Raw genomic sequence first — 26,189 nt, 5'->3', positions numbered from 1 at the left:
AAGGCGGGGGCGGCGTTGACCGCAATGGGTGGGCAGCCGTGGTGGGCGCCGGATTGCCCGAGGCGAGGGCGGCATTGACCGCAGCGGGTGGGGAGCCGTGGTGGGCGTTGCCCCGAAGGCGAGGGCGGCATTGACCGCAGCGGGTGGGGAGCCGCAGCTGGCGGAGGTTGCCTGAGGTGGGGGTGGCGTCGTCCGCAACGGATGGGGAGCCGTGACGCGGCGGATTGCACGAGGCGGGGCGGCTTCGACCGCGACGGGTGGGGAGCCGTGGCTGTCGGCGGATCGCCCCCCGGCGTGGTGCGGCGCCCCGTCGGGCCGACGCCCCTGGAGGGGGCGGGTGGGTGGGAGATGGGCGGGGGAACGGGGCGATTGTCTGCGGGCGGGACGACAATGCGAGCCCTGCGGCGGGTGGGCCAATCAAGCCCCGCTCTGGGACGAGACTCGCGGGGTCCGGGGCGGAGCCCCGAGGCCGCAACGCCGGTTCGGCAAAATCAGCCCCGCCGGCGATTGAGGCGCGGGGCCCGGGGCAGAGCCCCGTGGCGTAGGGCGATCGACCGCAACCGGCGGGAGCCCCCAGGCGTGGGGACGGTCTGGCGCAACAGGCGGAGCCCCCCCCCAGCGTGGGGACGGTCGGGTGCAACAGGCGGAGCCCCCCGGCGTAGGCCGATCGGCCGCAACCGGCGGGAGCCGTATCGTGCCGAGGCCCCGCCGGAGGCGAACCGCTACTTTCTGCCCCACGCCGAGATCAGCGGCGCCGTCGCCAGGTCCATCGTGCCCTCGGCCACATTCGCCAGGTGCTGGTCGATCTCGGCGTCCGTCGCCAGGCCCGCCGTCACGAGCTGGGCGCGGATCTGCCCGACCGTCGCCGTCTCCAGCGCCGTACAGGCCGGTGACGCGAGCGGAAAGTACGCGTCCGCCTCGACCTGCCGCAGCCCCGCCGCACGCAGCAGCCCGGGCAGCTTGCGCCCGTACGACAGGTCGGCGCCACGCTCGGCGAGCAGGGAACGGAAGCCGTGCCGCAGGCGGTTGGCCAGCTCCTGCGCGGGCCCCACCTCGTCCGGGCAGAGCAGGGGCTGCAGCGCGGGGTCCGCGTCCTCGATGAGCAGCCACCCGCCGGGGCGCAGCGCACGGATCATCGACGCCAACGCCCGCTCCCGGTCCGGGACATGGACCAGGACGAGCCGCGCGTGCACCAGGTCGAAACTCTCCGCGGGCGGCTCGTCGACGCCGATGTCGTGGCGCCGCACCTCGACGGGCGTCCGGGGCGTGGCCGTCTGCCAGGACGTGTCGATGTCGGTGGCGAGGACCCGGCCGGTCGGCCCGACCTTCCGCGCGAGCCACGAGACCACCGACGTACCACCCGCCCCGACCTCCCAGCAGCGCCAACCGGAACCGATACCGAGACGCTCGATGTGCCGGAACGTCGTGGGGTCGAAGAGGACCGAGAAGGCGTCGAAGCGCCGCCCCGCCTCCGGCTGCTGGTTGTCGAGGAGGTACGCGTGCTCGCCTGATCGCATCATGAACCGATCATCCCAGCCCAATCGTTGGATACGGGACATTGCACAGCGGAACGGAGCCCTCCGTTCCCACAGGGGTGGACGCACTGTCGGTGACCGCTGGCAGACTGGCCCACCAAGTCGTCTTCGCGACGGAGATGCGACGGAATCGCGCCAAAGAGCGGATGGGAAACGGGAGGGGCCGAGCATGTCGATGGCGGGCAATCTGCGGAAGGTCGGCGGTCTGCGCAGGGTGGGCAGCCTGCGCAAGGTCGCGCGGCTCGCGCGCCGCACGCCCAAGGTCGACCTGAGCCACCCGGCGCGCTCCCCGCTGGGCTCCGCGGTGGTCAACTGCGTGACCTACCGGGACGGCGTGCGCGAGTCGGGCGACAGCGATCTCGTCGAGTCGGTGCGCGCGGTGCGCAAGTCGGCGGACGGATTCGTCTGGCTGGGGCTGCACGAGCCGTCGGAGGTGGAGTTCGCGGACATCGCCGAGCTGTTCGACCTGCACCCCTTGGCCGTCGAGGACGCGGTGCACGCGCATCAGCGCCCCAAGGTGGAGCGGTACGGGCAGACGCTCTTCGCGGTCCTGAAGACGGTCTGCTACGTCGACCACGCGGAGCTCACCGCGACCAGCGAGGTGGTGGACACCGGCGAGATCATGGTGTTCCTCGGCCAGGACTTCGTGATCACGGTGCGGCACGGCCGGCACGGCTCCCTCGGCCCCGTGCGCGAGCGCATCGAAGCGGACACGGAGCAGTTGGCCAAGGGCCCGGCGGCGGTGCTGCACGCGATCGCGGACAGCGTCGTCGACGACTATCTGACGGTGATCGACGAGGTCCAGGCGGACATCGACGAGGTCGAGGCGGCCGTCTTCGCGCCGAACGGAGCGAAAGCCGACCCCGGCCGCATCTATCAACTCAAGCGCGAGCTGCTCGAGTTGAAGCGGGCCGTGGTGCCGCTGACCCGGCCGATACAGGAGCTCTCGGGGCGCCCCTTCCCCGCCGTGCCGCCCGAGATACAGGCGTACTTCCGCGACGTGTCGGACCACTTGCTGCGGGCGGCGGAGCAAATAGCGTCCTTCGACGAACTGCTCAACTCGATCCTGCAGGCACATCTGGCGCAGGTGACGGTCGCGCAGAACGAGGACATGCGCAAGATCACGGCGTGGGCCGCCATCGTGGCCGTGCCGACGATGGGCTGCGGCGTCTACGGCATGAACTTCGAGAACATGCCGGAGCTGCACTGGCGGTTCGGCTATCCGCTGATGATGTCCGTGATAGCGGTGATCTGTTTCGTGGTCTACCGGGGGTTCAAGCGCAACGGCTGGCTGTGAGCCGCGGAGTCGCCACGCGCACAGGGCCGCACGGCCGCACCGCGCGGGACGGTCACCCGCCCCACGCCGGGTGGCGCGGGTCGTCCGCGCGGACGACGACGTCGGCGCTCGCCGCGGGGTCCGTCTCGGAGTCGTAGCGCTCGAAGGCCGGGAGCGTCCACTGCTCGGATTCGGGCGTACGTCGCCGCAGCGCGCCCTGCGACAGGCTCACGTGAACGGTCAGGTCGAAGGGGAACCAGTGGTGCAGGAGGAGGGGGCCGTGCATCAACAACACTCCGCCGGGCGGGAGTTGGACGTAGCCGCTGCGGGTCGCGCGGTCCGTGACCGGGTCCCACAGGTCGGGCAGGACGCGGCCCGTGCCGTCCGGTTCGAGCGGTCCGAACACCTCGCGCCACAGAGCGCCCGTGTCGAACCAGCCGCTGTAGTACGCCTCGACGTCCTGATGCCCGTACTCGAACCGGAGCGAGGCCGGGCGCAGAAAACCCTCCGTGCCGACCGTGAGCGAATACCGGCCACGGATGCGCAGCGCCTCGGAGACGAGCGCCGCGAGTTCACCGGGGCGGGCGGCCGGCGCCCCGTCGAGGGCGACCTTCACCCACGGGCCGCCGTCGGCCGGCTTCAGGTCGAGCAGCCGCTCGGCGAGGGTGTCGCCGAGCCGTTCCCAGGTGATCGCTTCGAGTCGCACGCACTCCATGATGCAGGCCACGCCCGGGCGGGCATCACGCTCGTATGACCAGAGCCACCCCACCACGGCCCAGAGCCACCCCACCACCGCCCAGAGCCGCACCGGTCCTCGCGCGCAGCCCCCTCGTCTTCCAGTCGGTCAAGCGCAAGCGGTGCGACGCCTGCCGTCGGGGGCCGCTCGGGCTCCTGACCCTGGAGGGCGGGCAGCCCCGCTGTCTGGACTGCGCCGACCTGGGACACCTCGTGTTCCTGCCGCGCGGCGACACGGCGCTGACCCGCAGGGCACGCGAGGAGAGCGCGCTGTCGGCCGTCGTCGTGCGCTTCCATCGCCGGCGCGGGCGGTACGAGCGGCAGGGCGTGCTCGTCGAGGAGCAGGCGCTCGCGCGGGCCGAGGCGCGCTGCCTGGCCGACGCGGAGGCGCGGGCCCGGCGGCGGGCGCGGGACGCGGCGCGGCGGGCGGCGCAGGACGCGGTGTTCGTGGCGGAGTTCGCGGCGCGGATCCGGCGGCTGTTCCCCGGTTGCCCCGAGGACCGGGCCGCGGCGATCGCCGCGCATGCCGGGGCGCGCGGGAGCGGGCGGGTGGGCCGGAGCGCGGCGGGGCGGGCGCTTTCGGAGGGCGCGGTCGCAGCCGCGGTGCGGGCCGCCGTGCGCCATGTGGACACGCCCTACGACCGGCTGCTGATGGAGGGCGTACCCCGGAGGGAGGCGCGGTCCCGGGTAGCCGAGGCCGTGGCGGCGGTACTCGACGAGTGGCAGCGACGGGCTCCCGCCCCATCCACCGCTCCCGCCGTACTCCACGAAACCGCCACAACCGGCACCGCTCGCTCAATGTAGTCGTGAAATCACTGTCCACAACCGACAAACTGCGGCATGATCCCTCCTGTAAGGGGGGCGCATGATCGAAGGTCCGTATTTCGCGCTGGTCGTGCTGGGGGCGGTCTGGTGCGGGGTGAGCTCAGGGGTGTTCTTCGCGTTCTCCACGTTCGTGATGCGCGGCCTTGGCGCACTGCCCGCCGCGCAGGCGATCGCCGCGATGAACGCCATCAATGTCGCCGCCCTCGCGCCGCCGTTCATGGTCGTCTTTCTCGGCGCGGCGGTGCTGTGCGCGGTGATCGCGGTCGTGACGTTCGTGCTGTGGCCCGAGGCGGGCACCGTCGAGTTGCTGATCGGCTGTGCGCTGTACCTGGCGGGCACGTTCGGCGTGACGGTGCTTGCGAACGTGCCGCGCAACGCGGCGCTCGCCGGCCTCTCCGGCGACGAGGAGTCCGAGAGCAGCGCCGCGCAGTGGCGGACGTATCTCGCCGAGTGGGTGCGGTGGAACCACGTACGGGCCGCGACGGGCGCCGCCGCCTCGGGACTGTTCGTACTCGCCCTGACGTGAGCCCTGACCTGAGCTTGGGCAGCCCGCGCCCGCCCGACGTATCGTGACGAAAAGAGCCAGAGCCAGCAGTCACGGCGTAGGGAGACGGCCATGGCCGACCCCAAGGGCTTCCTCACCACGCCCCGGCAGGACGCGCCGCGCCGCGCCGTCGGGGAGCGGGTCCGCGACTGGGACGAGGTGTACGTCCCCGGCGGCCTGCTGCCGATCGTCGAGGCGCAGGCCGACCGCTGCATGGACTGCGGGATCCCGTTCTGCCACGAGGCGTGCCCGCTGGGGAACCTGATCCCCGAGTGGAACGACCTGGTCTCGCGGGACGACTGGCAGGCGGCGAGCGAGCGCCTGCATGCCACGAACAACTTCCCGGAGTTCACCGGCCGCCTGTGCCCGGCCCCGTGCGAGGCGGGCTGCGTCCTCGCCATCAACCAGCCGGCCGTGACCATCAAGAACGTAGAGGTGGCCATCGCCGACCGGGCCTGGGACGAGGGCTTCGTGTCCGCGCAGCCGCCCGACCGGCACAGCGGGCGGACCATCGCGGTGGTCGGCTCGGGCCCCGCCGGGCTCGCGGCCGCGCAGCAGCTGACGCGGGCCGGGCACACGGTCGCCGTGTACGAGCGGGACGACCGGCCCGGCGGGCTGCTGCGCTACGGGATCCCCGCGTTCAAGATGGAGAAGCACCATCTGGACCGCCGGCTCGACCAGTTGACCAAGGAGGGTGTGCGGTTCCGTACGTCGACGGAGATCGGCCGGGACCTCGAAGCCGCCGACCTGCGGTCCCGCTACGACGCTGTGATCATCGCGACCGGGGCCACGAAGTGGCGCGAACTCGACGTTCCGGGCCGCGAGTTGGCAGGCGTCGAGCAGGCGATGGAGTACCTGCCGTGGGCCAACCGCAGGTACGAGAACGAGAAGAACCCGCCGCAAGGGACACAGGAGTCACCGCTCACCGCCACCGACAAACACGTCGTCATCGTCGGCGGCGGCGACACCGGCGCCGACTGCCTGGGCACGGCGGTCCGCGAACGGGCCGCGTCCGTCACGCAGTTGGACATCTACGACAGGCCGGACGAGGCACGCGACGAGGACGTCGAGCCCTGGCCGACGTACCCGAAGCTGTACCGGCTCTCCCCCGCGCACGAGGAGGCCGGTGAGCTGCGCACGGCCCCCGCGGCCGACGCGGACGCCCGGCTCTTCGCCGCCTCCACACTGCGCCTCACCGGGGACGCCTCGGGACATGTTCGTGCGCTGCACCTTGTAGAGGTGGACGCGGCTCGCTGGCCGCTGCCGGGAACGGGGCGGACGCTGCCCGCCGATCTGGTGCTGCTCGCGCTCGGCTTTCATGGGCCCGAGCGTCAACCTGGTGGTCTCATCGACCAGTTGGGCCTCGACGTCGACGAGCGGGGCCGTCTCGCGCGCGATGCCGCCTTCGCGACGGAAGTGCCGGGCGTGTTCGTCGCGGGTGACGCGGGGCGCGGCGCCTCGCTCGTGGTGTGGGCGATCGCCGAGGGAAGGGCGGCGGCCGCCGCGGTCGACCGCTGGCTGACGGGGCGGACGCAATTGCCGGAACCGATCGGGGCGCACGACCGCCCGATGACCGTCTGAGTGGCCCGGACCGCCCACCTGAACGCAGGCGATCCGTGGCGCTTCACGACAGCAGAAAGTCCGCGGCCCCCGACTTCGCCCCTTCGATGAACGCGGTGATCTCACCGATGGTGTAGATCAGCGCGGGCCCGTCCGGGTCCGAGGACTGACGTACGGCGACGCGCCCGTCGGCCAGCTTCATGGCTTCGAGGCAGTTGCCTCCGTTGCCGCCGCTCCACGGCTTGTGCCAGCCTTCGCTGCCGAGTTCGCGCGCGGGCATGCCGTTGTAGATCGGCTCGCCGTCGACGCCGCGTATTCGGTCCTTGATCGAGTCCATTCACAGCTCCTTGCGGAGATCGCGGAGGATCTCCTTTGTGCGTTGCGCCGTCGCGGCATGCGCCGCCATGCGGTCCATGACTTCGAGGTGGGTGGCCACCTCGGGGCGCGCGTCGAGGTAGACGGCGCCTGTCAGGTACTCGCTGTAGACCATGTCCGGCAGTTCTGACATGGCAAATCGGAACAGGACGAAGGGTCCGTACGTGCCCGGGTGCGGGCCCGCGGCGAACTCCGCGACCTGAAGCGTCACGTTCGGCAGCTCCATCGCCTCGAGCAGCCGGTCGATCTGGGCGCGCATCACGTCCATGTCGCCGACGGGGCGGCGCAGGGCGGTCTCGTCCATCACGACCCACAGGCGGGGCGCGTCCTCGCGGGTGAGCAGGGCCTGGCGCCGCATGCGCAGGGCGACGTGCCGCTCGACGACGTCCGGGTCCTCGGCGAGCGCCCGCCCTATCGCGCCGGATTCCAGCACCCCGCGCGCGTAGTCCTCGGTCTGCAGCAGGCCGGGCACGAAGTGCGGGTCGTACGACCTGATGAGGCGGGCCGCGCCCTCCAGGCTCACGTACATGGAGAACCAGCCGGGCAGGATGTCGTGGTACCGCTGCCACCAGCCCGGCTTGTTCGCCTCCTCCGCGAGCTGCACGAAGGACGTGGTCTCGTCGTCGGCGACGCCGTAGGCCTTCAGGAGCAGCTGGACGTACGGGATGCGCAGGGAGACCTCGGCGGTTTCCATGCGGCGGATCGTCGCGGCGGTCACGCGGAGTACTTTCGCGGCCTCCTCGCGCTTGAGCCCGGCGCCCTCGCGAAGGTCCTGCAGGCGGCGGCCGAGAACGACCTGGCCGACCGTCGGCGCGGACCGAGGTTCGCTCACGCCCCCTACCTCCCAGTAGTCCCGATGTCTGAATCCCGCCACTTTTCATCGCGGGAAAAGGTCCGAAAGACGTCCCTCACCGGCCGTTTCCCTGCGATTCACCCCCGATGGAGGCCGCGTGGCGCGCTGCTGCGAGCAGTCTGCCATGCCCGCTGCACACGGCATACGCCACTCTGCACTTTTCAGAGTGCCTCTTGCCAAGTGTTCATGGCGGGGAGATAGTGGCAAGCGTGACTCCGTCTGCGCCTTTAGGAACAGAAGCCGGCGAAACTACGCTCGGTGACCGTTCGGGTACCCCGACAGGGGCCCACCCGTCGGCTGCCCGTCGCAGCAGTTTCGAACTGGCTCCCCATCCGGGCTCCGCCGCTCAGGCCCGGCGCGTGACGCGCACCCACCTCAGTGCGTGGGGCGCGTGCGAGGACACCTGTGACGCGGCGGCCCTTGTCGTGTCCGAACTGGTCACGAACGCGATCGTGCACACCGCGAGCCGGCGCATCCACTGCGAACTGCGCGAGCTGCGTGACGACGCCGGTGACCGGCTGCGGATAGCGGTACGGGACGAGGGGTGCATCCCCGGTGACGCCCGCGTGGGCCGCGTCGCGCCCGAGGAGGAGCACGGCAGAGGGCTTCTCCTGGTGGCCGCGGTCGCCACGGCGTGGGGCGCCCAGGAGACCGGGCCCGGTCTCCTGGTCTGGGCCGAACTGCCCCGCGACGAACGGGAGCCGCAGCCTCCGGGCCCCGTCCCCGGCGCATCGGACGGCGCCGGATGGGCTTGGTGAACGCCCGCCCTGTCGGACGGCGGGCGGAGGAACGACGAACGTGCGAAACAGGATCGGATGGGCGTGGTGACAACGGGCAAGCGGACGATGCACTTGAACTCGCTGGCCGGATTGGCCCGGAGGCGTCGTCCCCGGCGTCCGGAGCAGGCGGAGGTCCCGCGTCCGGGCCGCACGCCTCCCGTGCGGCTCAGCGTGCCCGCGGGCATGACCGCACCGCTCGGCTGCGACGCCGTCGCGGTGCCCGAGGAGTTCGGCCGGGCGATGGCGAAGCGCCTGCCGCGGATGGGCTGTGTGTACGCGGACGGGGCGCACTGGTGGTGGCTCGTGCCCTCGGACTCCGATGTGTCCCTGGAGTGGCCCGCGCCCGCGCGCTACACGGCGGGCGCGCTGGTGCCGGACGTGCCGCGGGCACCCGCCCTGGTGCACCGTCCGGAGGGTTCGGTGCCGTACACGCCGCCGATTCCGCTGTATCTCGCACTGTGCCGGGTCACGGGGACCACGCCGGTGTGGTCGCGGTCGGTCGGCGCTTCGTAGTTCTTGGCCCGGCCACGGACGGCGTCAGCCCACGAGATCGGCCACCGGCTCCCGCACGATCACCAGGAACGCGTCCGTCGCCAAGTCCATGACCACCTCGGCCGGTTGGCCCTCCTGGCGGCGCCGGTTCGCGTACTCCTCGGCGGGCCAGGAGCCGCGGGGCCCGCCTGCCGGGAATCGTTGCAGTACCACTCGTCCGTTGACCATCGTTCGTCCCTGCCCCCGTGATCGTGCCGATGTACGGCGCCCCACGCGTTCGGGCGCTTCATGAGGGAGAACGCTGACAGGGGCACTCCCGGCTCGCAACGTGACGATAATGACACCGAGTTGATACGAGGTCAGGCCGCTCGGTCGACGTCTTCGGTCGACGTGTTCGCCCTCAGTCGACGTATTCGTCGTGGTACCGCACGCGCGCACTGCCCGCAGGGGCCCCGAGAGCCGACGCGCGCCCCTCCGGTTTCTCCCACTCCTCCTGGCGGCCGAGAGCGGTGAGGTCCAGGAGGTTCGTGGTGAACCCGATGTGGTCCATGCCGCGGGCGAACGTCGAGTACGTGTGGAAGACCCGCTCCCCCTCCCGCAGGAAGCAGCTGATCGCGGGCTGCTCCTGGGGAGTGCCGTCCTCGCCCGTGATCGTGGCGCCGAAGTCCTGGTTGAAATCGCTGAGATGGGACGAGTACCAGGGCACCGTCCAGCCCATCCGCGCCTTGAACGGCAGGATCCGGGTGAACGGTGCGCGGGACACCGCCACGAACTCCGTGCCGCGGGCCCGCAGATGCGCCAGGTGCCCGATCTGGTCGAGGAATCCGGAGCAGCTGGGGCAGCCCGCGTCCCAGTCGGGCGCGAACATGAAGTGGTAGACGACGAGTTGGGCGCGCCCCTCGAACAGGTCGAGCAGCTCCGACTTCCCGTCGGGACCCTCGAAGACGTACGACTTGTCGATCTCGACCATGGGCAACTCGCGGCGCCGTGTGTTCAGTTCGTCCCGCGCCCGGGTCGCCGCCTTCTCCAGGGCGAGCAGTTCCTCGCGCGCGGTGCGCCATTCCTCGCGCGTGACCACCTTCGGCAGCCCCATGGTTCCTCCTCGGGTCGTGTCTCTCGGAGGGGTGACCGGAGGGCTGTGCGGAACTCATCGCTGCGGCGAAAGTTTTTTGAAGTGGTCCTGATTTCCTGGAAGTGGTCCTGATTTCCTGAAGGAGTTCTGTCTTCCCTGCCGCCCCGCTGGCACGCTGGCCGCCCCGGCCCGTCCGGGCCGGCCCTAGGACGGAGCACACCATGCTCGTCGGTACCTGGAACCTGGAGAACCTCTACCGCCCCGGCGGCCCCTACGGCCCGCGCGACAAGGCCGCGTACGAGGCGAAACTGGCCTCGCTGGCCGCCACGGTGAACAGCCTGAGCCCCACCCTGCTCGGCGTGCAGGAGGTCGGTGACCCGGCGGCGCTCGACGATCTGGTGCAGCTGCTCGACGGCCGGTACCGGGTGCTGCTGTCCGAGTACCCGGACGAGCGCGGGATCCGGGTCGGCTTCCTCACCAGCGTGTTCATGAACGGGGTCGGGGACACCGCCTCGTTCCCCACCGACCTGCGCCCGGTGCAGGTCGACGACACGGGCAGGACCGCGGACCGGATGGGGCGGGGCGTGCTCGCCGTGCACTTCTCGACGCGGGCGACGTGGCTCACGGCCGCCGTCTGCCACCTCAAGTCGAAGCTGCTCGGGTATCCGGGCGGCAGGTTCTTCCCGCGCGACGAGGGCGAGCGGGCGCGCTACGCGGCGTACGCGCTGCAACGGCGGGCGGCGGAGGCGGCCACTGTGCGCGCCTTCGCTAACACCCTCATCGGGGAGGGCGGCCAAGGCGTACGCGTCGCCGTGATGGGCGACTTCAACGACGAGGTGGCCGCCTCGACCACCCAGATCCTGCAAGGCCCGCCCGGCTCCGAGATCGGCACGCCCGGCTTCGACCACCCGGACAAGGGCGACGCGCGGCGGCTGTGGAACGTGGCGCCGCTGATCCCCGAGGAGCAGCGGTACTCGCGGGTTCACGAGGGCCGCCGCGAGCTGATCGACCACGTCTTCGTCTCGCACGAACTGCTCGGCCACGTCGTGCGCGCGGGCACGGGCCCGTCCCGGGAGCAGTCCGAGCCCGAGGCCGAGTTCGAGGCGCTGCCGTCGGTGAGCGACGATCCGGACGAGCGGCGGGACGCGCCGGGCTCCGACCACGCCCCCGTATGGGTCGACCTGCGTCCCTGAGCCCCTGTTACGCGGCTTACGCGGCTTACGCGGCGAGTTCCGCGAGCAGCACGTCGATCTTGCGCGCGTGCTGCTCGGGCACCCGCCCGGTGTCGTCCACCTGCACCGCGCACGCGGTCGTCGCGTCGACGAGCCGCTCCAGTACGACGGTCACCTGCCGCGAGCCGTCCGAGTGCCGGGCGAGCACCGGCAGTTCGGCGGCGGCGAGGTCGACGGCGGCCCGCGCCTGCGCGAGCGTCCGGTACGCCTCGCGGCGCAGCGCCCACCGCCCGTGCCGGTCGATGCCCTGCGCTCCCCCGGCGCCCTTGGCGCCTTGCTCGGATTCGCTCAGCACATGCCGTACGTAGGCGCGGGCGGCGTCGTGCGCGACGTCGAGCCGCACCCGCACCCCGCCGCCGCGGTGCCCGCCGGGCAGCGGCAGGTGCCCGGCGACCAGCACGATGGCGCAGGCGAGCAGCGTCTCGGTGATCCGGCCCCAGGACGCCATCGGCTCCCCGCCCACCATCACCAGGGACAGTACGAGGACGGTGACGACGGCGGTCTGCGCGGCGAAGTGCCGGGTGGCGACGGGGATCAGCGCCCCGCAGGCGGCGACGAGCGCGACGAGTCCGAAGGGCTGGGGCAGCACGGCGGCGAGCCCCGCGAAGAGGGCCGCGCCCGCGACGGTCCCGGCGGCCCGGCACAGCGCGCGCGAGGCGAGCGGTCCGAGGTCCGGCTTCACGAGAAAGACGGCGGTGGCGGGCAGCCAGTACCCGTGCAGCGGGTGCAGGGCCTGGGCGACGGCGGCGCTGGCGCCGAAGGAGAGCCCGACCCGGACGCCGTACTCGCGCCCCGCGGGACCGGTCACCCTGCGCAGCACCCCGCGCACGGACGCGCGCCGTCGGCCCGACGGCAGGTGGACAGCGGCCCCGTCGAAGGCCTCGGCGGCCCGCAGCAGCGCCTCGTCGAGGGCGCGAAGACCCGCGCCGGCGCGGGCGGGAGCGGGCAGCGCGCCGGGCGCCTCCCCGGTCCGCACGGCGGCGGCGAGCCGACGCGGCCCCTCCCCGGCCCGGGCGGGCACCGGGTCCCCGGTCCAGGCGAGCGCGGTGGCGGCCTCGGCGAGCGGGAGGGCGGCGGAGTACTGGCGGCGCAGGCGCCGGGTGGCCGCCGAGCGGCCGGGCCGCAGGGCGTCCTGCGCCTGGTCGAGGGCGGCGGTCAGCGCGGCGCGCCGGGCCTGGGCCTCGGGTCCGCCGACGGCGTCGAGCAGCCGGGCCACGGCCTCGTACACGGAGGCGACGGCGGCACGCTCACCGTCGTAGAGGTAGCCGAGACCCTTCGTACGTACGGGAGAGGGCAGCAGCAGCCGCAGCAGGATCAGCCACGCGGCGCCCCCGGCGAACAGCAGCGCGCGCTGCCAGGCGGGCTCCGGGAGCGGCATCCCGGCACCTATGGCGACGGTGACGAGGAACTGGGTTCCGGCGGAGGACGAGACGGGCCCGACGGCACTGAAGGCGCCGCCCACGAGCCCGAGCACGGCGAAGAGGCAGGCGATGAGCGCTCCGGCCGGCAGCCCACCGCCGATGAAACTGCCGACGGTCATCCCCAGGGCCCCGGCGAGCGCGGGCCCGCCGAGCCGCGAGACGGCGGCGAGCCGCGGACCCGGCCGGTCGTTGACCCCGGCGAGCATCGCCCCGAGCGCGAGCAGCACCCCACTGGAAGGCCGCCCGGCGGCGACGGCGACGAGCAGCAGCGGTCCGCCGGCCAGGGCCCCGCGCACGACGGCGGGCCAGGGCACGGGAGCGCGCTGGGCGCGCAGGGCGTGGCTCAGCCAGGGCGGAAGCGAATGGGGGCGGTGCATGACGGTGAGCAGACTCCTGTCGTACGAACACGGGAGGGTGCCGGGCGCCGTCGGCCAGCCTGAACTGGTTTCTCAAGCGTAAGCGGAGTTGTTGGAGGGGAGGAAACGGCGAGGTTTCCGGAATGTGACACTTGACCGTGCCCACGCGACGTACTCCCGACAACCATGGCGGCTGGCCGGATCTTCCCGGCGACACGGCCCTGACCATCCACGTCCCGGAGGCGGACGCCCTGGCCCGCACCCCGTCGAGGGCCCACATCACGCTCCTCTACCCGTTCCTGCCATTGGCCCGGATCACGCCGGAGACGGACGCCGACCTGCGCGCCCTGTTCTCGGCCACCCCACAGATCGCGCTCACCTTCGCCGAGGTACGCCGCTGGCCGGGCGTCCTGTACCTGCCCCCGGCCCCGGAGGACCCCCTCCGCGCCCTGACGAAGTCGATACGCGAACGCTGGCCGGAGGCGGTCCCGTACCGGGGCATCTTCGGCGACGAGGGCCTCGACCCCCACCTCACGCTGGCGAGCGGCGCGGGCACGGACGACATCCCGGAGACGGAGTTCACGCCGGCGCTGCCACTGCACGCGCGCGTGGAGTCGGTGAACCTGATCGTGACGGAGGGCGCGGGAACGGGCTGGCGCGACCTCCGCACGTACCCGCTGGCCGCCCCTCAGCCCTGCTGAGCCTCGGCGACGACCCGCGCCATCAACTCCCGCGCCCGCTCGACGAGTTCTCCGAGCGACAGCGCGGGATCGGCCACAACCCGATCGATCCCCCGCAGCCCGGCCCGCTCCAGCAGCCGCTTCTCATTGGTCACCCACTCCCCGCGCGCGGCGAGCACGGCGTGCCCCGCCTGCATCGCGGCACCGGCCACGGCCCCGAGGACCTCACTGCGCCCGCCGAGGGGCGCATTGTTCCCCTTCGCGTAGTCCAGGGTGATCGAGGCACGCCCCCACCACACCTCGGGCGCGACCTTGCGCAGCGCGGCCGGATACCCGCCGGGCCGGGGCGCGCGCCCGCGCAACACACGGTTCACGGCCAACTCGGCGACAACGAGATACGACGGAATCCCGGCGAGGTGAAACATCAACGGCTCAACGCGAAACCGCCCTTCCTCGGCCTCACTCAGCTCGTGCTCGACGACATCCAGATCCCGGTAGTGCACATCGACGCGCCGCCCATCAACACTGAGCCAGGCCCCACCATTGAACACGCCCCCGCCCCACCCCCCGATCTCGGAGACCTCCCCTTCCCACCCGACGTCCCGCAGGTGCCGGGGCTCGAACAGCCCCTCGCCGCCCCGGTAGTACACGGCGGTGTCCCAGTCACTCGCATCGGTGTGCGTCCCTTGCGCCCGCGACCCACCCAGCGTCACGGCATGCACGCCGGGCAGCGCGTCGAGCCGGTCGGCGAGGCGGTCGAGGAAGAGGTCGTCGGTGATCTCTGGCATGCTCCCTCTTGTCAAGAATGATCTCCTCAATTCTCCACACCCGCTCACCAACCGCGCTGCGCACGCGGCAACCGCGCCGTCAGCCGCCGCGTCGAACCCGTGCAAGCGGCAGAGCTACCACAAGGTGGCCTACACGTTCCACCGCGGGCCGGCCAGGGTCATCATGAGGTGCGGCACCACAAGCTGGGGCTACCGCCACAAGCCGTCGAATACACCATCGCAGCATCGAATTGTTGAGTCTGAAATGGCAACAGCCGAACAGGTGCAAGAGCAACTGATCCAGCGGATCTCGGGAGTGCAGCGGCAGGACCCGGGCATCCCCATCGAAGTCCTAGCGGTACGCGTTTCCACGATCCGTCCGACGCTACTTGTCGAGCTGGACGTCGAGGTGTCCGAAGAGCGCTGGCGAGTCTCGCTCGCCTATGACGGCCCAGACGCGAGCCTGGTGAGCGGGGACCTCACTGAGAGTTCGATGCGCACTCTTGAACTCCTCGTGCGCACCAACTTGTTCGAGTGGTGGCACACGAAGGACACGGAGCGCGTGTCCGCCCGGATGGGTAAACGGCTCACTTGACCCCGCCAAAGCCGAGGGCGGCGCCGCGGCGCGGACTTCGGTCGCCCGGTCCGCAGCGTTCCCCATGGGGCCCGCGCCACGAGGAACGTCTCGGATGTCGTGTACCGCATGAGTCCCCATGCTGGCCCCTGTTCCTCACGTGACGGTGAGGGAGTCCGACCACGTTCAGTAACGAGCCGGGTTACCTGGGGGTGTCCTCGTACGACCGCATCCGCTCCGATCGGCACACCACCCCGTACACCCCCGCCCCCACCGCCGTCCCGATGAACCACGAATACGCCGCCACCGAGTCGAAGTACGGGACCAGGGCGAGGATCACGGCCAGGGCCGCGGACGGGACGAACGCTGCCAGGGCCTTCGGGTTCACGCCGTGGCGGTAGTAGTAGCGGGAGCCCGGGCGGGCGTCGAAGAGGGCCTCCGTGTCCACCCGGCCCCGCTTCACCCAGAAGTAGTCGAGCATCAGGATGCCGAAGAGTGGGCCCAGGAACGCGCCGAGGCCGCCCAGGAAGTAGTTCACGACATCCGGGTTCGAGTAGAGGTTCCATGGCGTGACCAGGAGGGCCAGCACTGTGGAGATCGCGCCGCCCACCTTGAACGTGATCTTCTGCGGCCAGACGTTCGCCAAGTCGTACGCCGGGGAGACGAAGTTGGCGACGATGTTCACGCCCATCGTCGCGATCGCGAAGGTCAGGGCGCCGAAGACCAGGACCCAGGTGTTGCCGATCCCCGCCACCAGCATCGCCGGGTCGGTGATCGCCTCGCCGAAGACCTCCACGCTGCCCGCCGTGACGACAACGGACAGGACGACGAAGGCCGTTGAGTTGATCGGCAGGCCCCAGAAGTTGCCGCGGCGCACGGTCCGGTAGTCGGGCGCGAAGCGGGAGAAGTCGCAGAAGTTGAGCATCAGCGTGCCGTACGTGGCGAGGATCAGGCCGATCGCGCCGAACCACTGGCGGAACTGTTCGCCCGTCGAGACCGGGTGGGGTGTGGACGTGAGGGAGATCGTCCAGCCGGCCTTCGACCAGATCCAGATCGCCAGCGCGAGCATCACCACCCAGATCGCGGGGCCGCAGAAGTCCTGGAACTTGCGGACCGACTCCATGCCGCGCGTGATGATCAGGGACTGGACCAGCCAGAGGAGCAGGAAGGAGGCCCAGCCCAGCGCGTGCAGGCCCAGGAACGAGTGTTCCGTCCATGACTTCGTGCCGGGGAACGCCGCCAGCACCATCACGTTCACCGCCACCGACGCCAGGTACGTCTGGATTCCGTACCACATGATGGCGATCACGGCCCTGATGAGTGCCGGGATGTTCGCTCCCCAGACGCCGAAGCTGATCCGGCTGACGACCGGGAACGGCACTCCGTGGCGCTGGCCGATGCGGCCCATCGCGTTGCAGCCGATGTAGATCAGGATGAAGCCGATGAGCAGTGCAGTGAAGACCTGCCAGGCGTTGAGGCCGAGTACCAACAGGCCTGCGGCGAACGTGTAGTTGCCGAGGTTGTGGACGTCGGACATCCACAGGGCGAAGAGGTCGTAGACCTTCCATTTGCGCTCGCGGGCCGGCGCCAGGTCCTCGTTGGTCAGGCGCGGATCGGGCGGCACGGCGGTGAGGGACTGGGGACGCACTGGCTCGGCCACGGACATGGCGCTCCTCCGGCGAGAAGGTTTGGTATACCAATACCGCGCGATGGTCCCGCTGCCGACACCGCCCGGCAATGTCCGTGCGGTTACATCTCCGTAAATCCACCCCGCTTCCCCTGCCCCTCGGGGACATCGACGAAGATGGACCCATGACGACGGCAGGATCGGTGGAGCCCCTGGGCGCGGTGCGCGAGCGCGTGCTCGCGGCCCTGCGCGAGGACATCATCGGCGGGCACCGGCGGCCGGGCGACCGGCTCGTCGAGCGGGAGCTCGCCGAGCGCTTCGGGGTGTCCCGGGTCCCCGTCCGCGAGGCGATCCGGGCGCTGCTCGCCGAGGGCTTCGTGACGTACGAGACGCCCCGCAGGGCCGTCGTGCGCACCCTGACCCGCACCGATGTCACCGAACTGTACGAGCTGCGCGAGGCCTTGGAGGTCTACGCCGCCGGGCTCGCGGCCGAGCGGGCCACTCCGGACGACCTCAAGGAGCTGGAAGGGCTGCTCGAACGTGCCACGCGTGCCACACGCGAGGGCGACGCCGAGACCAACACCGACGTCAACTCCCGTTTCCACGACCGGCTGTTGGAGATGGCGCGCAACGATCTCATCGTGTCCGTGATGCAGCCCGTCAGCGGCCGGCTGCGCTGGCTCACCCGGCGCGCCGAGGAATGGGCCCAACAGCTCGTGGAGCACCGGGAGTTGTACGAGGCGATGGCCGGCGGCGACGCCGAGCGGGCGCGGGCCGTCGCCCTCACCCACGTCCGCACCAACTACCACTTCACCGTGCGTCATCTCTTCGACGACGAACCGACCGCGTAGCACCAGGAGTACTCGAGCCCGTGCGCACCACCACCCTCATCGGCGCCGCCCGCACCCGCCCCTGCACCCTCGTCGTGTGCCGGGGCTGCTGCTGCGGCGATGCCCGCAAGTACCCCGGCTACGACCACGACTGGCAGCTGGAGCGCTGGCAGGCGGCCGCGCGGGCCTCGCAGGGGCGGTTCGCCGTGCGGGTCGTCGACTGCCTCGGGCCGTGCGACCAGGCGAACGTCGTCGTCCTCCAGCCCTCCGCCCAGGGCCGCGCCCGCGGCGGGAGGGCGACGTGGATCGGCTGGTCCATGGGCGACGACGCGACCGACGAGGTCCTGGCGTGGGCGGAGGCCGGAGGGCCCGGTCTCGCGCCCGCCCCGATCGCCCTGGAGCTGCAGTTCATCGAGGCGCAGGGCGAGCGCGTCAGGCGGCGCCGCTCCCGCTGAGCCCGTCCGGCCCACTGGACCGGTCGCCCCGCCCGTCGAACCTGTCCAGGACCGCGACCAGTTCATCGGTGATGCCGGGCGCGCCCGCGTTGTGCCCCGCTTCGTCCACGACGATCAGCTCGGCGTCCGGCCAGGCCTGCGCGAGCCGCCACGGGATGCCGAGCAGATTGCCCAGGTCCACCTTCCCCTGCACCACCACCGCCGGAAGCCCCTTGAGCCGCGGCAGATCACGCAGCACCGTGTCGGGCCCGTCCAGGAAGTGGTTGCGGGAGAAGTAGTGCGTGACGGTGCGCGCGAAGCCGTACCGGAAGTCCGGGTCCTCGTACCGGGGCACGGAACGCGGCGGCTGCGAGACGCACGCCGTCTCCCAGTCGGTCCAGGCCAGCGCCGCCCGCTCGCGCACGGCCGGGTCGGGCGACTCCAGGAGCCGGTTGTACGCGGCCGCGAGATCGCCGTCCCGCTCGTCGGCGGGCACCCCGTCGAGGAACGCGGCGAACGCCTCCGGGAACACCGCGCCGAGGCCCCGCGTCAACAAGTCGACTTCTTCCTGGCTGCCCGTCGCCAGCCCCGTCAGGACCAGTTCGGAGACGGCGTCCCGGTGCGTCTGTGCGTACCGCAGGGCCAGCACCGATCCGAAGGACACGCCCCACACCAGCCAGCGCTCGATGCCGAGGTGGGCGCGGAGCAGCTCCAGGTCGGCGATCAGCTTCGGCAGCGTATTGACGCTCATGTCGGTGTCGTACGCGCTCGCCGGCGGCGTCGAGCGGCCCGCGCCGCGTTGGTCGAGCAGCACGATCCGGTAGCGCTTCGGGTCGAACAGGCGCCGGGTGAAGGGCGCGGCCCCGGACCCGGGCCCGCCGTGCAGCACGACGGCGGGCCTGCCCTGCGGGTTGCCGCAGGTCTCCCAGTGGATCCGGTTGCCGTCACCCACGTCCAGCAGGCCCTGGGCATACGGTTCGAGAGGCGGGTACAGAGGCATCCGGCGAACCTACTCCCCGCCCGCCGCGCGCCGCCTCCGAGTTAATGGACCTTGATGCTGCGCATCCGCCCGTACGCGTACACACAGCCGGCGAGCGCCAGGTCGGACAGCAGCATGAAGCCGATGGAGTACGAGTTCTGCGAGCTGTAGATTGCGCCCATGACCAGCGGCGGGACGAAGCCGCCGAGGCCGCCGACGGCGCCGACGATGCCGGTGACCGAGCCGACCTTGGACGGTGGCGTGACCTGTGCGACGAGGGCGAAGACGCTGCCGCTCGCGGTGCCGAGGCCCGCGCCCATGACGAGCATGTCGATCGTGCCGCCCGGGGCCAGATGCGGGTTGAAGGCCTGCACGATGGCGAAGATCGCGACGACGGCGAGCGCCCAGGCGGTGACGACCGCCGGGTGGACCCGGTCGGAGAGCCAGCCGCCGATCGGCCGGAAGATCACGGTGACGAGGGCGAATCCGGCGGCCTTCGTGCCCGCGTCGACGGGATCGAGGTCGTACCAGGTCTTCAGGTACGTGGGCAGATAGGTGCCGTACGCGACGATGCCGCCGAAGCCGATCGCGTAGAGCGCCGACAGCTCCCAGGTCACCTTCAACTTCCCGGCCTCGCCGAGGCGTTGGCCGAGCGAGGTCGTCGGGATGGTGCGGCCGGGGTGGTCGCTGATGAGGAACCAGGCGATCACCACGAACGCGGCGAGCGCGATCGCGACGACGTAGAACGGCAGGTTCTCGCCGTGCTTGGCGATGCGGGGCGTGAGGTAGCCGGACAGCGCCGTGCCGCCCATTCCCATGCCGAAGATGCCGACCGCCGCGCCGCGCTTGGCGGGCGGGAACCAGGAGTTCACCAGCGGGACACCGATGGCGAACGTGGTGCCGCCGAGGCCCAGCAGGAAGCCGACGAGGACCATGGCCAGGTACGAGTCCCTGGCCACGGTCACGAGCAGCACGGGGATGATCGTCGCCGCGGTGACCAGCGGGAACATCAACTTGGCGCCGAACTTGTCGGTCAGGGCGCCGACCGGGATCCGGCCCAGCGAGCCGACGATCACCGGCACGGCGACCAGGAAGGACTGCTCGAACGAGCTGAGCCCCAAGGACTCGCCGAAGGCACTGCCGAGCGGAGCGATGAGATTCCATGCCCAGAACGTGAGCGCGAAGCCCACGGTCGCCACGATGAGGTTGCGGTAGGCCGCCGCGGGCGGCTTGGACGTCGTCTCCTGCGCTGTCTGTGCTGCCACACGGCCACGCTAGGAAGCGGACGGGCCTCCGGCCTGCGGAGTTGGGCCGAACGGGTGGAGCCCGGCGGCGCGCGCCGCGTCCCGCAGCACGCCGCGCAGCATCTCCGGGGTGAGCCGGCCGGTGAACGTGTTGCGCTGGCTCACGTGGAAGCAGCCGAAGAGGGAGAGCCCTTCGCCTCCTGATTCGAGCCCCGCGAGGTCGACGCGGGCGCCGTGCGCGAAGACCGGGCGCGGGCGCGGCACCGCCCAGCCCGCCTCGGCGAACGCCGGCAGCGCCGCCTGCCAGCCGAACGCGCCGAGCACGACGACCGCGCGCAGGGTGGGCCGCAGCAGGTTCAGCTCCTGGACCAGCCAGGGGCGGCAGGTGTCGCGCTCGGCCGGGGTCGGCTTGTTGGCGGGTGGCGCGCAATGCACGGGCGACGTGATGCGGACACCGTGCAGGGTCAGCCCGTCGTCGGCGCTCACCGCGTCCGGCCGGGACGCGAGCCCGATGTCGTACAGGGCCCGGTAGAGGACGTCGCCCGAGCGGTCCCCCGTGAACATCCGGCCCGTGCGGTTGGCGCCGTGCGCGGCGGGCGCGAGGCCGACGATCAGGAGCGGCGCGTCGTGCGGGCCGAAGCCGGGCACCGGGCGCCCCCAGTACGTCCAGTCGGCGAAGGCGGCGCGCTTGGTGCGCGCGACCTCCTCACGCCACTCGACGAGCCGCGGGCAGGCCCGGCAGCCGCTGATCCGCTCGTCGAGTTCACCGAGACCGTCCATGCACCCGACGATAGGGGCTACGTGAACGCGGCCCCCAGCGCGACGAACACGCAGATCAGCACGGACAGGATCGCCAGCAGCGGCCACACGAACCGCAGGTACTTGTCGTAGCCGACCTTGGCGAGGGCCACGCCGCCGATGGTGACGGCGGTCGTCGGCACCCACAGGTTCATCCAGCCGCTGGCCGCCTGCCACGCCGTGACGACGACGGCGCGCGAGACGTCCGCGAAGTCGGCGAGCGGCGCGAGGATCGGCATGGCGAGGGTGGCGTGTCCGGACGTGGACGGGATGAGGAAGGCGAGCGGCAGGTTCACGAGGAAGACGATGATGGCGAAGACGCCGGACGAGGTGCCCTTCACGACGCCCTCGATCGTGTGCAGCACCGTGTCCGTGATCTTCGAGTTGTTCATGATCACGGTGACGCCGCGGGCCAGCAGGATGACGAGCGCGGGCGAGACGAAGTCGGCGGCGCCCTGGACGATCGTCGAGCTGAGCTTCTGCTCGCCCATCCGCGCGACGATCCCCACGAGCACGGCCGCGACCAGGAACAGCGCCGCCAACTGCGGGAAGGACCAGTCGAGTTCGAAGCCGTACGGGGCAGCGTCGGCGTCTCCGGTCAGGGCGCTCGCCCAGGGCACCACCGAGAAGATCATGAAGGCGAAGACCAGCGCCGTGGCGACCAGAACACCCTTGTGCAGGCCGGTCAGTTCGGGCACGTCGGCTGCTTCGGTGGCCGTCTCGTCGAGGTCCCGGTCCCCCGGCAGGAAGCCCGAGACCGAGCGTGCCGGATCGCGCCGCACCCGTTTCGCGTAGCGGATGACGTACGCGATGGTGACCCCGGTCAGCACGATCCACATGGCGAACCGCAGCGCGATGCCGTCGCCCAGTGAGATGTCGGCGGCCGAGGAGGCGACGCCGGTCGCGAACGGGTTGACCGTCGAACACAGCACGCCGACGCCCGCGCCGAGGATGATCGCGCCGACCGCCGTCATCCGGTCGTAGCCGAGCGCCAGCATCAGCGGCACGATCAGGCCGTAGAAGCCGAGCGTCTCCTCGGCGAAGCCCTCGACCGTGCCGAGGACGGAGAAGACGGCCATGACGCCCGCGATGAGCAGCGCCCCGCGCTCGCGAAGCCGGTGGGCGAGGCGGCCGATGCCGCGGTCGAGAGCCCCGGTCGCGAAGACGACGGTGATGAACGCGCCGATGGCGAGCACGAACAGAAAAACGCCCGCACTGCCGTACAGATCACCGGAGTTGTCGGGCGAGACGAGGGCGGTCTTCGGGTCCTGGATGCCGTAGAGGCCGTTGACCGGGGCGAGGAACAGGTCGTTGAGGCGGTCGACGAAGGACTGCCCGGAGTCGACGCGCTGATACGTGCCCTCGACGGGCGCGCCCTCACGGTTCCTGTCGTACTCCCCCGACGGGATCAGGAAGGCGAGCAGCCAGATCGCGATCGTGACGACGGCGAGGACGGTGAGGGCGCTGGGGAAGGTGAACTTCTTCTTCGCCGGGGGCTGTTCGGGGGCCTCGGTGGTGTTCGCGGTGCTCATGAGCGGCTCCGGAAGTCGGCCGCGTACTCGCGCACGAACGCGCACATCGCGACGACCGTGGCGTGCAGTTCGGAGAACAGGACGCGTTCGTTGGGGGCGTGCAGGTTGCAGAGGTTGTCCTGCGCGCCGAAGAGCAGCACCTCGGCGCCCGGCGCGGCCTGCGCGAGGCCGTTGACCAGCGGGATGGAGCCGCCGGTCGCGACGTACGAGGCGTCGGTGCCCCACGCCTCCTTGAGCGCGGCGCGGGCGGCGCGGTAGGCGGGGCCGCCGGTGTCCGCCTCGTAGCCGGGGCCCGTGTCGCCGGGGGTGACGGTGAGCGCGACGCCGAAGGGCCGCAGCGACCGCAGATGCCGTACGAGGAGGTCCTGGGCCTCGCGCGGGTCCTGCTGGGGGTGGAAGCGCAGGTTCAGCTTGGCGCGGGCGTGCGGGACGACGGCCGAGGCGGCGCCCGCCACGCTCGGTGCGTCGAGGCCGATGACGGTGATGGCGGGTCCGCTCCACAGGCGCTCACCGAGGGTGCCGCTGCCCAGCAGCGGGAGCCCCTCCTCGACGCCGGCGAGCTCGCGGAACTCCTCGTCGGTGTAGCCGGCGCCGGTCCACCGGTCGCGGCGCAGGCCCTCGACGGCGACGTCCCCGTGCACGTCGTGGAGCGTGGACAGGGCCTTGAGGAGGACGAGCAGGGCGTCGGGGGCGGCGCCGCCGAACTCGCCGCTGTGGCGGGCCTCTTCGAGCGTGCGGACCTCGACGGTGACCTCGGCGGCGCCGCGCAGCCCGGTGGTGAGGGTGGGGGTGCCGGGCCGGAGGTTGCCGAGATCGGCGATGACCATGGCGTCGCAGGCGAACCGCTCGGGGTCGGTCGGCGGGTAGCCGTCGAAGGGGCTGCCGTACTCCTCCTGCCCCTCGAACACGATCTTGACCCCGACGGGCGGGCGGCCGCCAAAAGCCCGCAGCATGCCGAGGTGCGCGATGACGTTCGACTTGTCGTCCGCGATGCCACGGGCCCGCAGTCCGCCCTCGATCTCGGTCGGCTCGAAGGGCGGCGACTTCCACAGGCTCTCGTCGCCGGGCGGCTGCACGTCGTAGTGGGAGTAGAGCAGGACGGTCGGGGCGTCGGGCGTGGGCGGCGGGATCTCGCCGAAGATCACCGGTGCGGTGTCGGGCAGGTCGAGAGTCTCGATGTGCTCCACGCCCGCGTCCCGCAGCAGCCCGACGAGGAGGTCGTGTGCCTCGCGCACCGGCTCCTCCGGATAGCCGGGGAAAGCGACGGAGGGGATGGCGGCCAGCCGCTCCAGGTCGGACCGCAGCCCGTCCATCAGTCGGTCGACCGCGGCCCGCGGGTCGCCGGTCGGGTCGATGGCATCCGTGCCGTCCATGTCTTGTGTGCCCCTCGCTGTCGATTACGCTCCTTTCGCCCGGATTATCCGGGCTGGGCGGGGGCGGTTCGGCCGGGGCTCGCCGAGGGTCGCGACAACGGGTTCGGGGCGGGGCCCGGGCAGGGCTATCGTCGGACGCATGGCATCGCAGACACCGGGGACACCACAGGCGCCGGACGGGTCGGGCGGCGGCGGGAGCGTGCGGGTCGACAGCTGGATCTGGGCGGTACGCCTGGTCAAGACGCGCTCGGCGGGCGCGGCCGCCTGCAAGGGCGGGCACGTCAAGGTCAACGGGACGAGCGTCAAGCCCGCCTACGCGCTGCGCATCGGCGACGAGGTGCGGGTGCGGCGGCCCGGCGAGCGCGAGCGCCTGGTGAAGGTCACGCGCCTGATCCGCAAGCGGGTCGGGGCGCCGGTCGCCGCCGAGGCCTACGTCGACAACTCCCCGCCGCCGCCCCCGCGCGAGGTGATCGCCCCGGTCCCCGTCCGCGACCGTGGCGCTGGCCGCCCCACGAAACGCGACCGCCGAGAACTGGAACGCCTACGCTCCACGTTCGACCCGAAGTAAGCCCCTGCGGCGATTGAGCAGCGGGGTCCGGGCGGAGCCCCGTGCCGTGGGACCGGGTGGCCGCCACAGGCGAACCCCGGCCCGCCAAGAGGCGCGCCGGGGCCGGGGCCGGACGACATCAACGCCGCAACAGCTCCACGACCTCGCGATTGCGCCCCCTCCGCACCCACGCCACCACACCGAGCGGCACCAGCAGAACCACCGGCGTCGCCGCGTTCTCCCCACCGAACGCCATGACCTGCGTGAAGAACGCGCCCACCATCAGCATGCTCAGCCCGATCGCCGCGAGCCCGGAGAGCACAGGCACCAACAGACCTACGGCGCCCGCGACTTCGACGAGCCCGATGGCGTACATCCCGGGCCGACCCCACCCGATCCCGTTGAACGCCTCGACGGCCGTGGGATGCGCGATCAGCTTCGGCAGACCGCTTGCGACCCCGTAGAAGAGGGCGAGGACGACGGTGACCGCATGCAGCGTGATCCGGGCGGCGCGGGACCGGACGGGAGCGAGGGCGGCGGCGTTCGACATGACGGTCTCCTCAGTGAAGGAAGGGGGAGCGCGGCCCGCACGGTACGGTGCGCTGTCACAGAGGTAGACCGGGCGCGGCGCCCGAACTCATCGCGCGCCGCGCACCCTCACGCCGGCACGGCCCGCACCCACGCCCCGTCCTCCGTCAGCACCCGGTCGACCTTCAAGTCCGCCTGCCCCAAGGCCTCTTCGAACTCCCCCGCGGTGAGCGGCCGCGCCCGATACGTCTGCGTCCACACCGCATCGGGAAACACGTACTCGACCTTCACCGACCGCACCCCGTCGCCGACCGGCTCCGAATAGAGCTTGCGGATCGTGAACCCACCGCCGGGCCCGGTCACCTCACGCGGCAGGTTCTCGTGCGCCCCCGGCCGCTCGCGCTGGATCAACACACAGCCGTCGTCCGCCACATGGCGCCGACAGGCGGCCAGCATCCCCGCCCGCACCTCCGCGTCCCCGGTGTGGACGAGGATGGACCCGAGCAGCACCGCGTCGAACGTCTCGCCGAGGTCGAGGCTCTCGATGGCGCCGCGCACCGTACGCGCACCTCTGACCCGCTCCAGCATCTGAGGCGACTCGTCCACCGCCGTCACCCGAAATCCCCGCTCGACGAGGGGGTGCGTCACGCGGCCGACCCCGCAGCCGAGTTCCAGCAGGGTCGCGCCGGCAGGCACGGCGCCCGCGACGACCTCCGGCTCGTCCTCGACCGCGAGCCGCGAGTACAGCTCCACGGCACAGCCGTCCGGCGTGATCGCGCCCGGCCCCGTGCCCTCGTATCCCGTACGCATCTCAAGACCCATGCAGGCCCAACGAACCGCCCGCGGACCCCGTTCCCGCCCTACGCCGCTTCACCCGTGAGTGGCATGCTGGGAGGTGCAGCACCCCGAGGGGATGGTGACCATGCGCCCGACGCCCCCGCCACACCCGCCGCGCTTCGTCCGCACCGGTGACGAGCCGGTCACGGCCCGCAGCCCGCTGCGCCTGCGGCTCGGCCTCGCACTGTTCGGGCTGGTGTGGACCGTCTTCGGCGCCGTCGCGTTCCTGCTCGCGCACCGTCCGTGGTGGGCGCTGGCCTGCGGAATCCTGTGGCTGGTCACGACGGTCGACCTGTTCATGATCCTTCGGCACATCCGCCAGGGCCCGCACTACCAACCGGGCCGGGACGTCCCGCCGTACCACAAGCCCCGGTAGCGCCCCTG

29 protein-coding genes are annotated in these 26,189 nt (G+C 71.7%); 13 read left to right on the top strand and 16 right to left on the bottom strand.

What is annotated here, in order from left to right; translation table 11 throughout:
• Positions 1-722 precede the first annotated feature (722 nt).
• Positions 723-1,520 carry a methyltransferase domain-containing protein gene (locus ACYSUO_RS31145; protein WP_461779550.1) on the bottom strand — a complete coding sequence of 266 codons (798 nt, stop codon included), beginning with the start codon at positions 1,518-1,520 and terminating at the stop codon, positions 723-725.
• A gap of 184 nt (positions 1,521-1,704) precedes the next feature.
• Between ACYSUO_RS31145 and ACYSUO_RS31140 the strand changes: the two genes are divergently transcribed.
• Positions 1,705-2,832, top strand: coding sequence for a magnesium and cobalt transport protein CorA (locus ACYSUO_RS31140; RefSeq protein ID WP_461779549.1), 1,128 nt, complete (start codon positions 1,705-1,707; stop codon positions 2,830-2,832).
• Between the two features lie 52 nt (positions 2,833-2,884).
• Here the strand turns inward: ACYSUO_RS31140 and ACYSUO_RS31135 are convergent, their stop codons facing one another.
• Positions 2,885-3,526 carry a nucleoside/nucleotide kinase family protein gene (locus ACYSUO_RS31135; protein WP_461779548.1) on the bottom strand — a complete coding sequence of 214 codons (642 nt, stop codon included), beginning with the start codon at positions 3,524-3,526 and terminating at the stop codon, positions 2,885-2,887.
• Between the two features lie 35 nt (positions 3,527-3,561).
• Between ACYSUO_RS31135 and ACYSUO_RS31130 the strand changes: the two genes are divergently transcribed.
• From ACYSUO_RS31130 to ACYSUO_RS31120, 3 genes are all read left to right on the top strand, one after another.
• Positions 3,562-4,350 (top strand): DUF2293 domain-containing protein, encoded by a 789-nt coding sequence (locus ACYSUO_RS31130; protein ID WP_461779547.1) that lies wholly within the window; start codon positions 3,562-3,564, stop codon positions 4,348-4,350.
• A gap of 61 nt (positions 4,351-4,411) precedes the next feature.
• Complete coding sequence (locus ACYSUO_RS31125; protein ID WP_461779546.1) at positions 4,412-4,897, top strand: anthrone oxygenase family protein; 486 nt, start codon at positions 4,412-4,414, stop codon at positions 4,895-4,897.
• A 90-nt stretch (positions 4,898-4,987) separates the two neighbouring features.
• Positions 4,988-6,496 carry a glutamate synthase subunit beta gene (locus tag ACYSUO_RS31120; RefSeq protein ID WP_461779545.1) on the top strand — a complete coding sequence of 503 codons (1,509 nt, stop codon included), beginning with the start codon at positions 4,988-4,990 and terminating at the stop codon, positions 6,494-6,496.
• Positions 6,497-6,539: 43 nt separating this feature from the next.
• On the opposite strand, the gene ACYSUO_RS31115 is transcribed toward ACYSUO_RS31120, so the two are convergent.
• Positions 6,540-6,812 (bottom strand): DUF397 domain-containing protein, encoded by a 273-nt coding sequence (locus ACYSUO_RS31115; RefSeq protein ID WP_266720810.1) that lies wholly within the window; start codon positions 6,810-6,812, stop codon positions 6,540-6,542.
• Positions 6,813-7,682, bottom strand: a complete 870-nt coding sequence (locus ACYSUO_RS31110; RefSeq protein WP_461779544.1) for a helix-turn-helix domain-containing protein — start codon at positions 7,680-7,682, stop codon at positions 6,813-6,815. It lies immediately after the preceding gene.
• 380 nt (positions 7,683-8,062) lie between these two features.
• On the opposite strand from ACYSUO_RS31110, the gene ACYSUO_RS31105 reads away from it, so the two are divergent.
• Positions 8,063-8,461: an ATP-binding protein gene (locus tag ACYSUO_RS31105; RefSeq protein WP_461779543.1), complete on the top strand. Its 399-nt coding sequence runs from the start codon at positions 8,063-8,065 to the stop codon at positions 8,459-8,461.
• Between the two features lie 57 nt (positions 8,462-8,518).
• Positions 8,519-8,995 (top strand): hypothetical protein, encoded by a 477-nt coding sequence (locus tag ACYSUO_RS31100; protein ID WP_461779542.1) that lies wholly within the window; start codon positions 8,519-8,521, stop codon positions 8,993-8,995.
• A 24-nt stretch (positions 8,996-9,019) separates the two neighbouring features.
• On the opposite strand, the gene ACYSUO_RS31095 is transcribed toward ACYSUO_RS31100, so the two are convergent.
• Both ACYSUO_RS31095 and ACYSUO_RS31090 read right to left on the bottom strand, forming a co-directional pair.
• The gene (locus tag ACYSUO_RS31095) at positions 9,020-9,202 is read right to left on the bottom strand and encodes a hypothetical protein (RefSeq protein WP_327663877.1); all 183 of its coding nucleotides are present in this window, start codon (positions 9,200-9,202) and stop codon (positions 9,020-9,022) included.
• A 172-nt stretch (positions 9,203-9,374) separates the two neighbouring features.
• Positions 9,375-10,067 carry a DUF899 domain-containing protein gene (locus ACYSUO_RS31090; protein ID WP_461779541.1) on the bottom strand — a complete coding sequence of 231 codons (693 nt, stop codon included), beginning with the start codon at positions 10,065-10,067 and terminating at the stop codon, positions 9,375-9,377.
• Positions 10,068-10,267: 200 nt separating this feature from the next.
• On the opposite strand from ACYSUO_RS31090, the gene ACYSUO_RS31085 reads away from it, so the two are divergent.
• The gene (locus tag ACYSUO_RS31085) at positions 10,268-11,239 is read left to right on the top strand and encodes an endonuclease/exonuclease/phosphatase family protein (protein WP_461779540.1); all 972 of its coding nucleotides are present in this window, start codon (positions 10,268-10,270) and stop codon (positions 11,237-11,239) included.
• 25 nt (positions 11,240-11,264) lie between these two features.
• Here the strand turns inward: ACYSUO_RS31085 and ACYSUO_RS31080 are convergent, their stop codons facing one another.
• Positions 11,265-13,076 (bottom strand): FUSC family protein, encoded by a 1,812-nt coding sequence (locus tag ACYSUO_RS31080; RefSeq protein WP_461779539.1) that lies wholly within the window; start codon positions 13,074-13,076, stop codon positions 11,265-11,267.
• Between the two features lie 137 nt (positions 13,077-13,213).
• Between ACYSUO_RS31080 and ACYSUO_RS31075 the strand changes: the two genes are divergently transcribed.
• Positions 13,214-13,756: a 2'-5' RNA ligase family protein gene (locus tag ACYSUO_RS31075; RefSeq protein ID WP_461779538.1), complete on the top strand. Its 543-nt coding sequence runs from the start codon at positions 13,214-13,216 to the stop codon at positions 13,754-13,756.
• Here the strand turns inward: ACYSUO_RS31075 and ACYSUO_RS31070 are convergent.
• The gene (locus ACYSUO_RS31070) at positions 13,744-14,523 is read right to left on the bottom strand and encodes a nucleotidyltransferase domain-containing protein (protein ID WP_461779537.1); all 780 of its coding nucleotides are present in this window, start codon (positions 14,521-14,523) and stop codon (positions 13,744-13,746) included. The genes ACYSUO_RS31075 and ACYSUO_RS31070 overlap by 13 nt on opposite strands.
• Between ACYSUO_RS31070 and ACYSUO_RS31065 the strand changes: the two genes are divergently transcribed.
• Entirely contained in the window at positions 14,510-15,097 is a 588-nt protein-coding gene (locus tag ACYSUO_RS31065) for a hypothetical protein (RefSeq protein ID WP_461779536.1), read from the top strand. The genes ACYSUO_RS31070 and ACYSUO_RS31065 overlap by 14 nt on opposite strands.
• A 181-nt stretch (positions 15,098-15,278) precedes the next feature.
• Here the strand turns inward: ACYSUO_RS31065 and ACYSUO_RS31060 are convergent, their stop codons facing one another.
• Entirely contained in the window at positions 15,279-16,742 is a 1,464-nt protein-coding gene (locus tag ACYSUO_RS31060) for an NCS1 family nucleobase:cation symporter-1 (RefSeq protein ID WP_461779535.1), read from the bottom strand.
• Between the two features lie 146 nt (positions 16,743-16,888).
• Between ACYSUO_RS31060 and ACYSUO_RS31055 the strand changes: the two genes are divergently transcribed.
• Both ACYSUO_RS31055 and ACYSUO_RS31050 read left to right on the top strand, forming a co-directional pair.
• Complete coding sequence (locus ACYSUO_RS31055; RefSeq protein WP_461779534.1) at positions 16,889-17,554, top strand: GntR family transcriptional regulator; 666 nt, start codon at positions 16,889-16,891, stop codon at positions 17,552-17,554.
• 20 nt (positions 17,555-17,574) lie between these two features.
• Positions 17,575-17,988: a (2Fe-2S) ferredoxin domain-containing protein gene (locus ACYSUO_RS31050; RefSeq protein ID WP_461779533.1), complete on the top strand. Its 414-nt coding sequence runs from the start codon at positions 17,575-17,577 to the stop codon at positions 17,986-17,988.
• Here the strand turns inward: ACYSUO_RS31050 and pip are convergent.
• Genes pip through ACYSUO_RS31025 form a run of 5 tightly spaced genes read right to left on the bottom strand, consistent with a single transcriptional unit; the run spans position 17,966 to position 23,893 of the window.
• A complete protein-coding gene (gene pip / locus ACYSUO_RS31045; RefSeq protein WP_461779532.1) occupies positions 17,966-18,967 on the bottom strand; it encodes a prolyl aminopeptidase in 1,002 nt (333 codons plus the stop codon). The genes ACYSUO_RS31050 and pip overlap by 23 nt on opposite strands.
• Positions 18,968-19,008: 41 nt before the next feature.
• Positions 19,009-20,211, bottom strand: a complete 1,203-nt coding sequence (locus ACYSUO_RS31040; protein WP_461779531.1) for a nitrate/nitrite transporter — start codon at positions 20,209-20,211, stop codon at positions 19,009-19,011.
• Positions 20,212-20,220: 9 nt separating this feature from the next.
• Entirely contained in the window at positions 20,221-20,970 is a 750-nt protein-coding gene (locus ACYSUO_RS31035; protein ID WP_461779530.1) for a uracil-DNA glycosylase, read from the bottom strand.
• A 17-nt stretch (positions 20,971-20,987) separates the two neighbouring features.
• Positions 20,988-22,520: a YfcC family protein gene (locus ACYSUO_RS31030; RefSeq protein ID WP_461779529.1), complete on the bottom strand. Its 1,533-nt coding sequence runs from the start codon at positions 22,518-22,520 to the stop codon at positions 20,988-20,990.
• Positions 22,517-23,893: a M20/M25/M40 family metallo-hydrolase gene (locus ACYSUO_RS31025; RefSeq protein WP_461779528.1), complete on the bottom strand. Its 1,377-nt coding sequence runs from the start codon at positions 23,891-23,893 to the stop codon at positions 22,517-22,519. Before ACYSUO_RS31025 ends, ACYSUO_RS31030 begins: the two co-directional genes overlap by 4 nt.
• A 139-nt stretch (positions 23,894-24,032) precedes the next feature.
• On the opposite strand from ACYSUO_RS31025, the gene ACYSUO_RS31020 reads away from it, so the two are divergent.
• Positions 24,033-24,461, top strand: coding sequence for an RNA-binding S4 domain-containing protein (locus ACYSUO_RS31020; RefSeq protein ID WP_461779527.1), 429 nt, complete (start codon positions 24,033-24,035; stop codon positions 24,459-24,461).
• A gap of 118 nt (positions 24,462-24,579) precedes the next feature.
• Here ACYSUO_RS31020 and ACYSUO_RS31015 read toward each other — a convergent pair whose 3' ends face one another.
• Entirely contained in the window at positions 24,580-24,990 is a 411-nt protein-coding gene (locus ACYSUO_RS31015; RefSeq protein ID WP_461779526.1) for a DoxX family protein, read from the bottom strand.
• Between the two features lie 107 nt (positions 24,991-25,097).
• Positions 25,098-25,778: a class I SAM-dependent methyltransferase gene (locus tag ACYSUO_RS31010; protein WP_461779525.1), complete on the bottom strand. Its 681-nt coding sequence runs from the start codon at positions 25,776-25,778 to the stop codon at positions 25,098-25,100.
• Between the two features lie 112 nt (positions 25,779-25,890).
• On the opposite strand from ACYSUO_RS31010, the gene ACYSUO_RS31005 reads away from it, so the two are divergent.
• The gene (locus ACYSUO_RS31005; RefSeq protein WP_461779524.1) at positions 25,891-26,181 is read left to right on the top strand and encodes a DUF6343 family protein; all 291 of its coding nucleotides are present in this window, start codon (positions 25,891-25,893) and stop codon (positions 26,179-26,181) included.
• The last annotated feature ends 8 nt before the right edge of the window (positions 26,182-26,189 follow it).

The organism is Streptomyces sp. UC4497, from assembly GCF_054871485.1.
The sequence above is the reverse complement of the archived record's forward strand: the minus strand, read 5'-3'. Positions and strand labels throughout refer to the sequence as shown.

Bases quoted from the DNA above. Each gene is read 5' to 3' on its own strand.
- ACYSUO_RS31145 (WP_461779550.1), bottom strand. From the start codon at position 1,520: ATGATGCGATCAGGCGAGCACGCGTACCTCCTCGACAACCAGCAGCCG.
- ACYSUO_RS31140 (WP_461779549.1), top strand. From the start codon at position 1,705: ATGTCGATGGCGGGCAATCTGCGGAAGGTCGGCGGTCTGCGCAGGGTG.
- ACYSUO_RS31135 (WP_461779548.1), bottom strand. From the start codon at position 3,526: ATGGAGTGCGTGCGACTCGAAGCGATCACCTGGGAACGGCTCGGCGAC.
- ACYSUO_RS31130 (WP_461779547.1), top strand. From the start codon at position 3,562: ATGACCAGAGCCACCCCACCACGGCCCAGAGCCACCCCACCACCGCCC.
- ACYSUO_RS31125 (WP_461779546.1), top strand. From the start codon at position 4,412: ATGATCGAAGGTCCGTATTTCGCGCTGGTCGTGCTGGGGGCGGTCTGG.
- ACYSUO_RS31120 (WP_461779545.1), top strand. From the start codon at position 4,988: ATGGCCGACCCCAAGGGCTTCCTCACCACGCCCCGGCAGGACGCGCCG.
- ACYSUO_RS31115 (WP_266720810.1), bottom strand. From the start codon at position 6,812: ATGGACTCGATCAAGGACCGAATACGCGGCGTCGACGGCGAGCCGATC.
- ACYSUO_RS31100 (WP_461779542.1), top strand. From the start codon at position 8,519: ATGGGCGTGGTGACAACGGGCAAGCGGACGATGCACTTGAACTCGCTG.
- ACYSUO_RS31095 (WP_327663877.1), bottom strand. From the start codon at position 9,202: ATGGTCAACGGACGAGTGGTACTGCAACGATTCCCGGCAGGCGGGCCC.
- ACYSUO_RS31090 (WP_461779541.1), bottom strand. From the start codon at position 10,067: ATGGGGCTGCCGAAGGTGGTCACGCGCGAGGAATGGCGCACCGCGCGC.
- ACYSUO_RS31085 (WP_461779540.1), top strand. From the start codon at position 10,268: ATGCTCGTCGGTACCTGGAACCTGGAGAACCTCTACCGCCCCGGCGGC.
- ACYSUO_RS31080 (WP_461779539.1), bottom strand. From the start codon at position 13,076: ATGCACCGCCCCCATTCGCTTCCGCCCTGGCTGAGCCACGCCCTGCGC.
- ACYSUO_RS31070 (WP_461779537.1), bottom strand. From the start codon at position 14,523: ATGCCAGAGATCACCGACGACCTCTTCCTCGACCGCCTCGCCGACCGG.
- ACYSUO_RS31060 (WP_461779535.1), bottom strand. From the start codon at position 16,742: ATGTCCGTGGCCGAGCCAGTGCGTCCCCAGTCCCTCACCGCCGTGCCG.
- ACYSUO_RS31055 (WP_461779534.1), top strand. From the start codon at position 16,889: ATGACGACGGCAGGATCGGTGGAGCCCCTGGGCGCGGTGCGCGAGCGC.
- pip (WP_461779532.1), bottom strand. From the start codon at position 18,967: ATGCCTCTGTACCCGCCTCTCGAACCGTATGCCCAGGGCCTGCTGGAC.
- ACYSUO_RS31035 (WP_461779530.1), bottom strand. From the start codon at position 20,970: ATGGACGGTCTCGGTGAACTCGACGAGCGGATCAGCGGCTGCCGGGCC.
- ACYSUO_RS31030 (WP_461779529.1), bottom strand. From the start codon at position 22,520: ATGAGCACCGCGAACACCACCGAGGCCCCCGAACAGCCCCCGGCGAAG.
- ACYSUO_RS31025 (WP_461779528.1), bottom strand. From the start codon at position 23,893: ATGGACGGCACGGATGCCATCGACCCGACCGGCGACCCGCGGGCCGCG.
- ACYSUO_RS31020 (WP_461779527.1), top strand. From the start codon at position 24,033: ATGGCATCGCAGACACCGGGGACACCACAGGCGCCGGACGGGTCGGGC.
- ACYSUO_RS31015 (WP_461779526.1), bottom strand. From the start codon at position 24,990: ATGTCGAACGCCGCCGCCCTCGCTCCCGTCCGGTCCCGCGCCGCCCGG.
- ACYSUO_RS31010 (WP_461779525.1), bottom strand. From the start codon at position 25,778: ATGCGTACGGGATACGAGGGCACGGGGCCGGGCGCGATCACGCCGGAC.
- ACYSUO_RS31005 (WP_461779524.1), top strand. From the start codon at position 25,891: ATGCGCCCGACGCCCCCGCCACACCCGCCGCGCTTCGTCCGCACCGGT.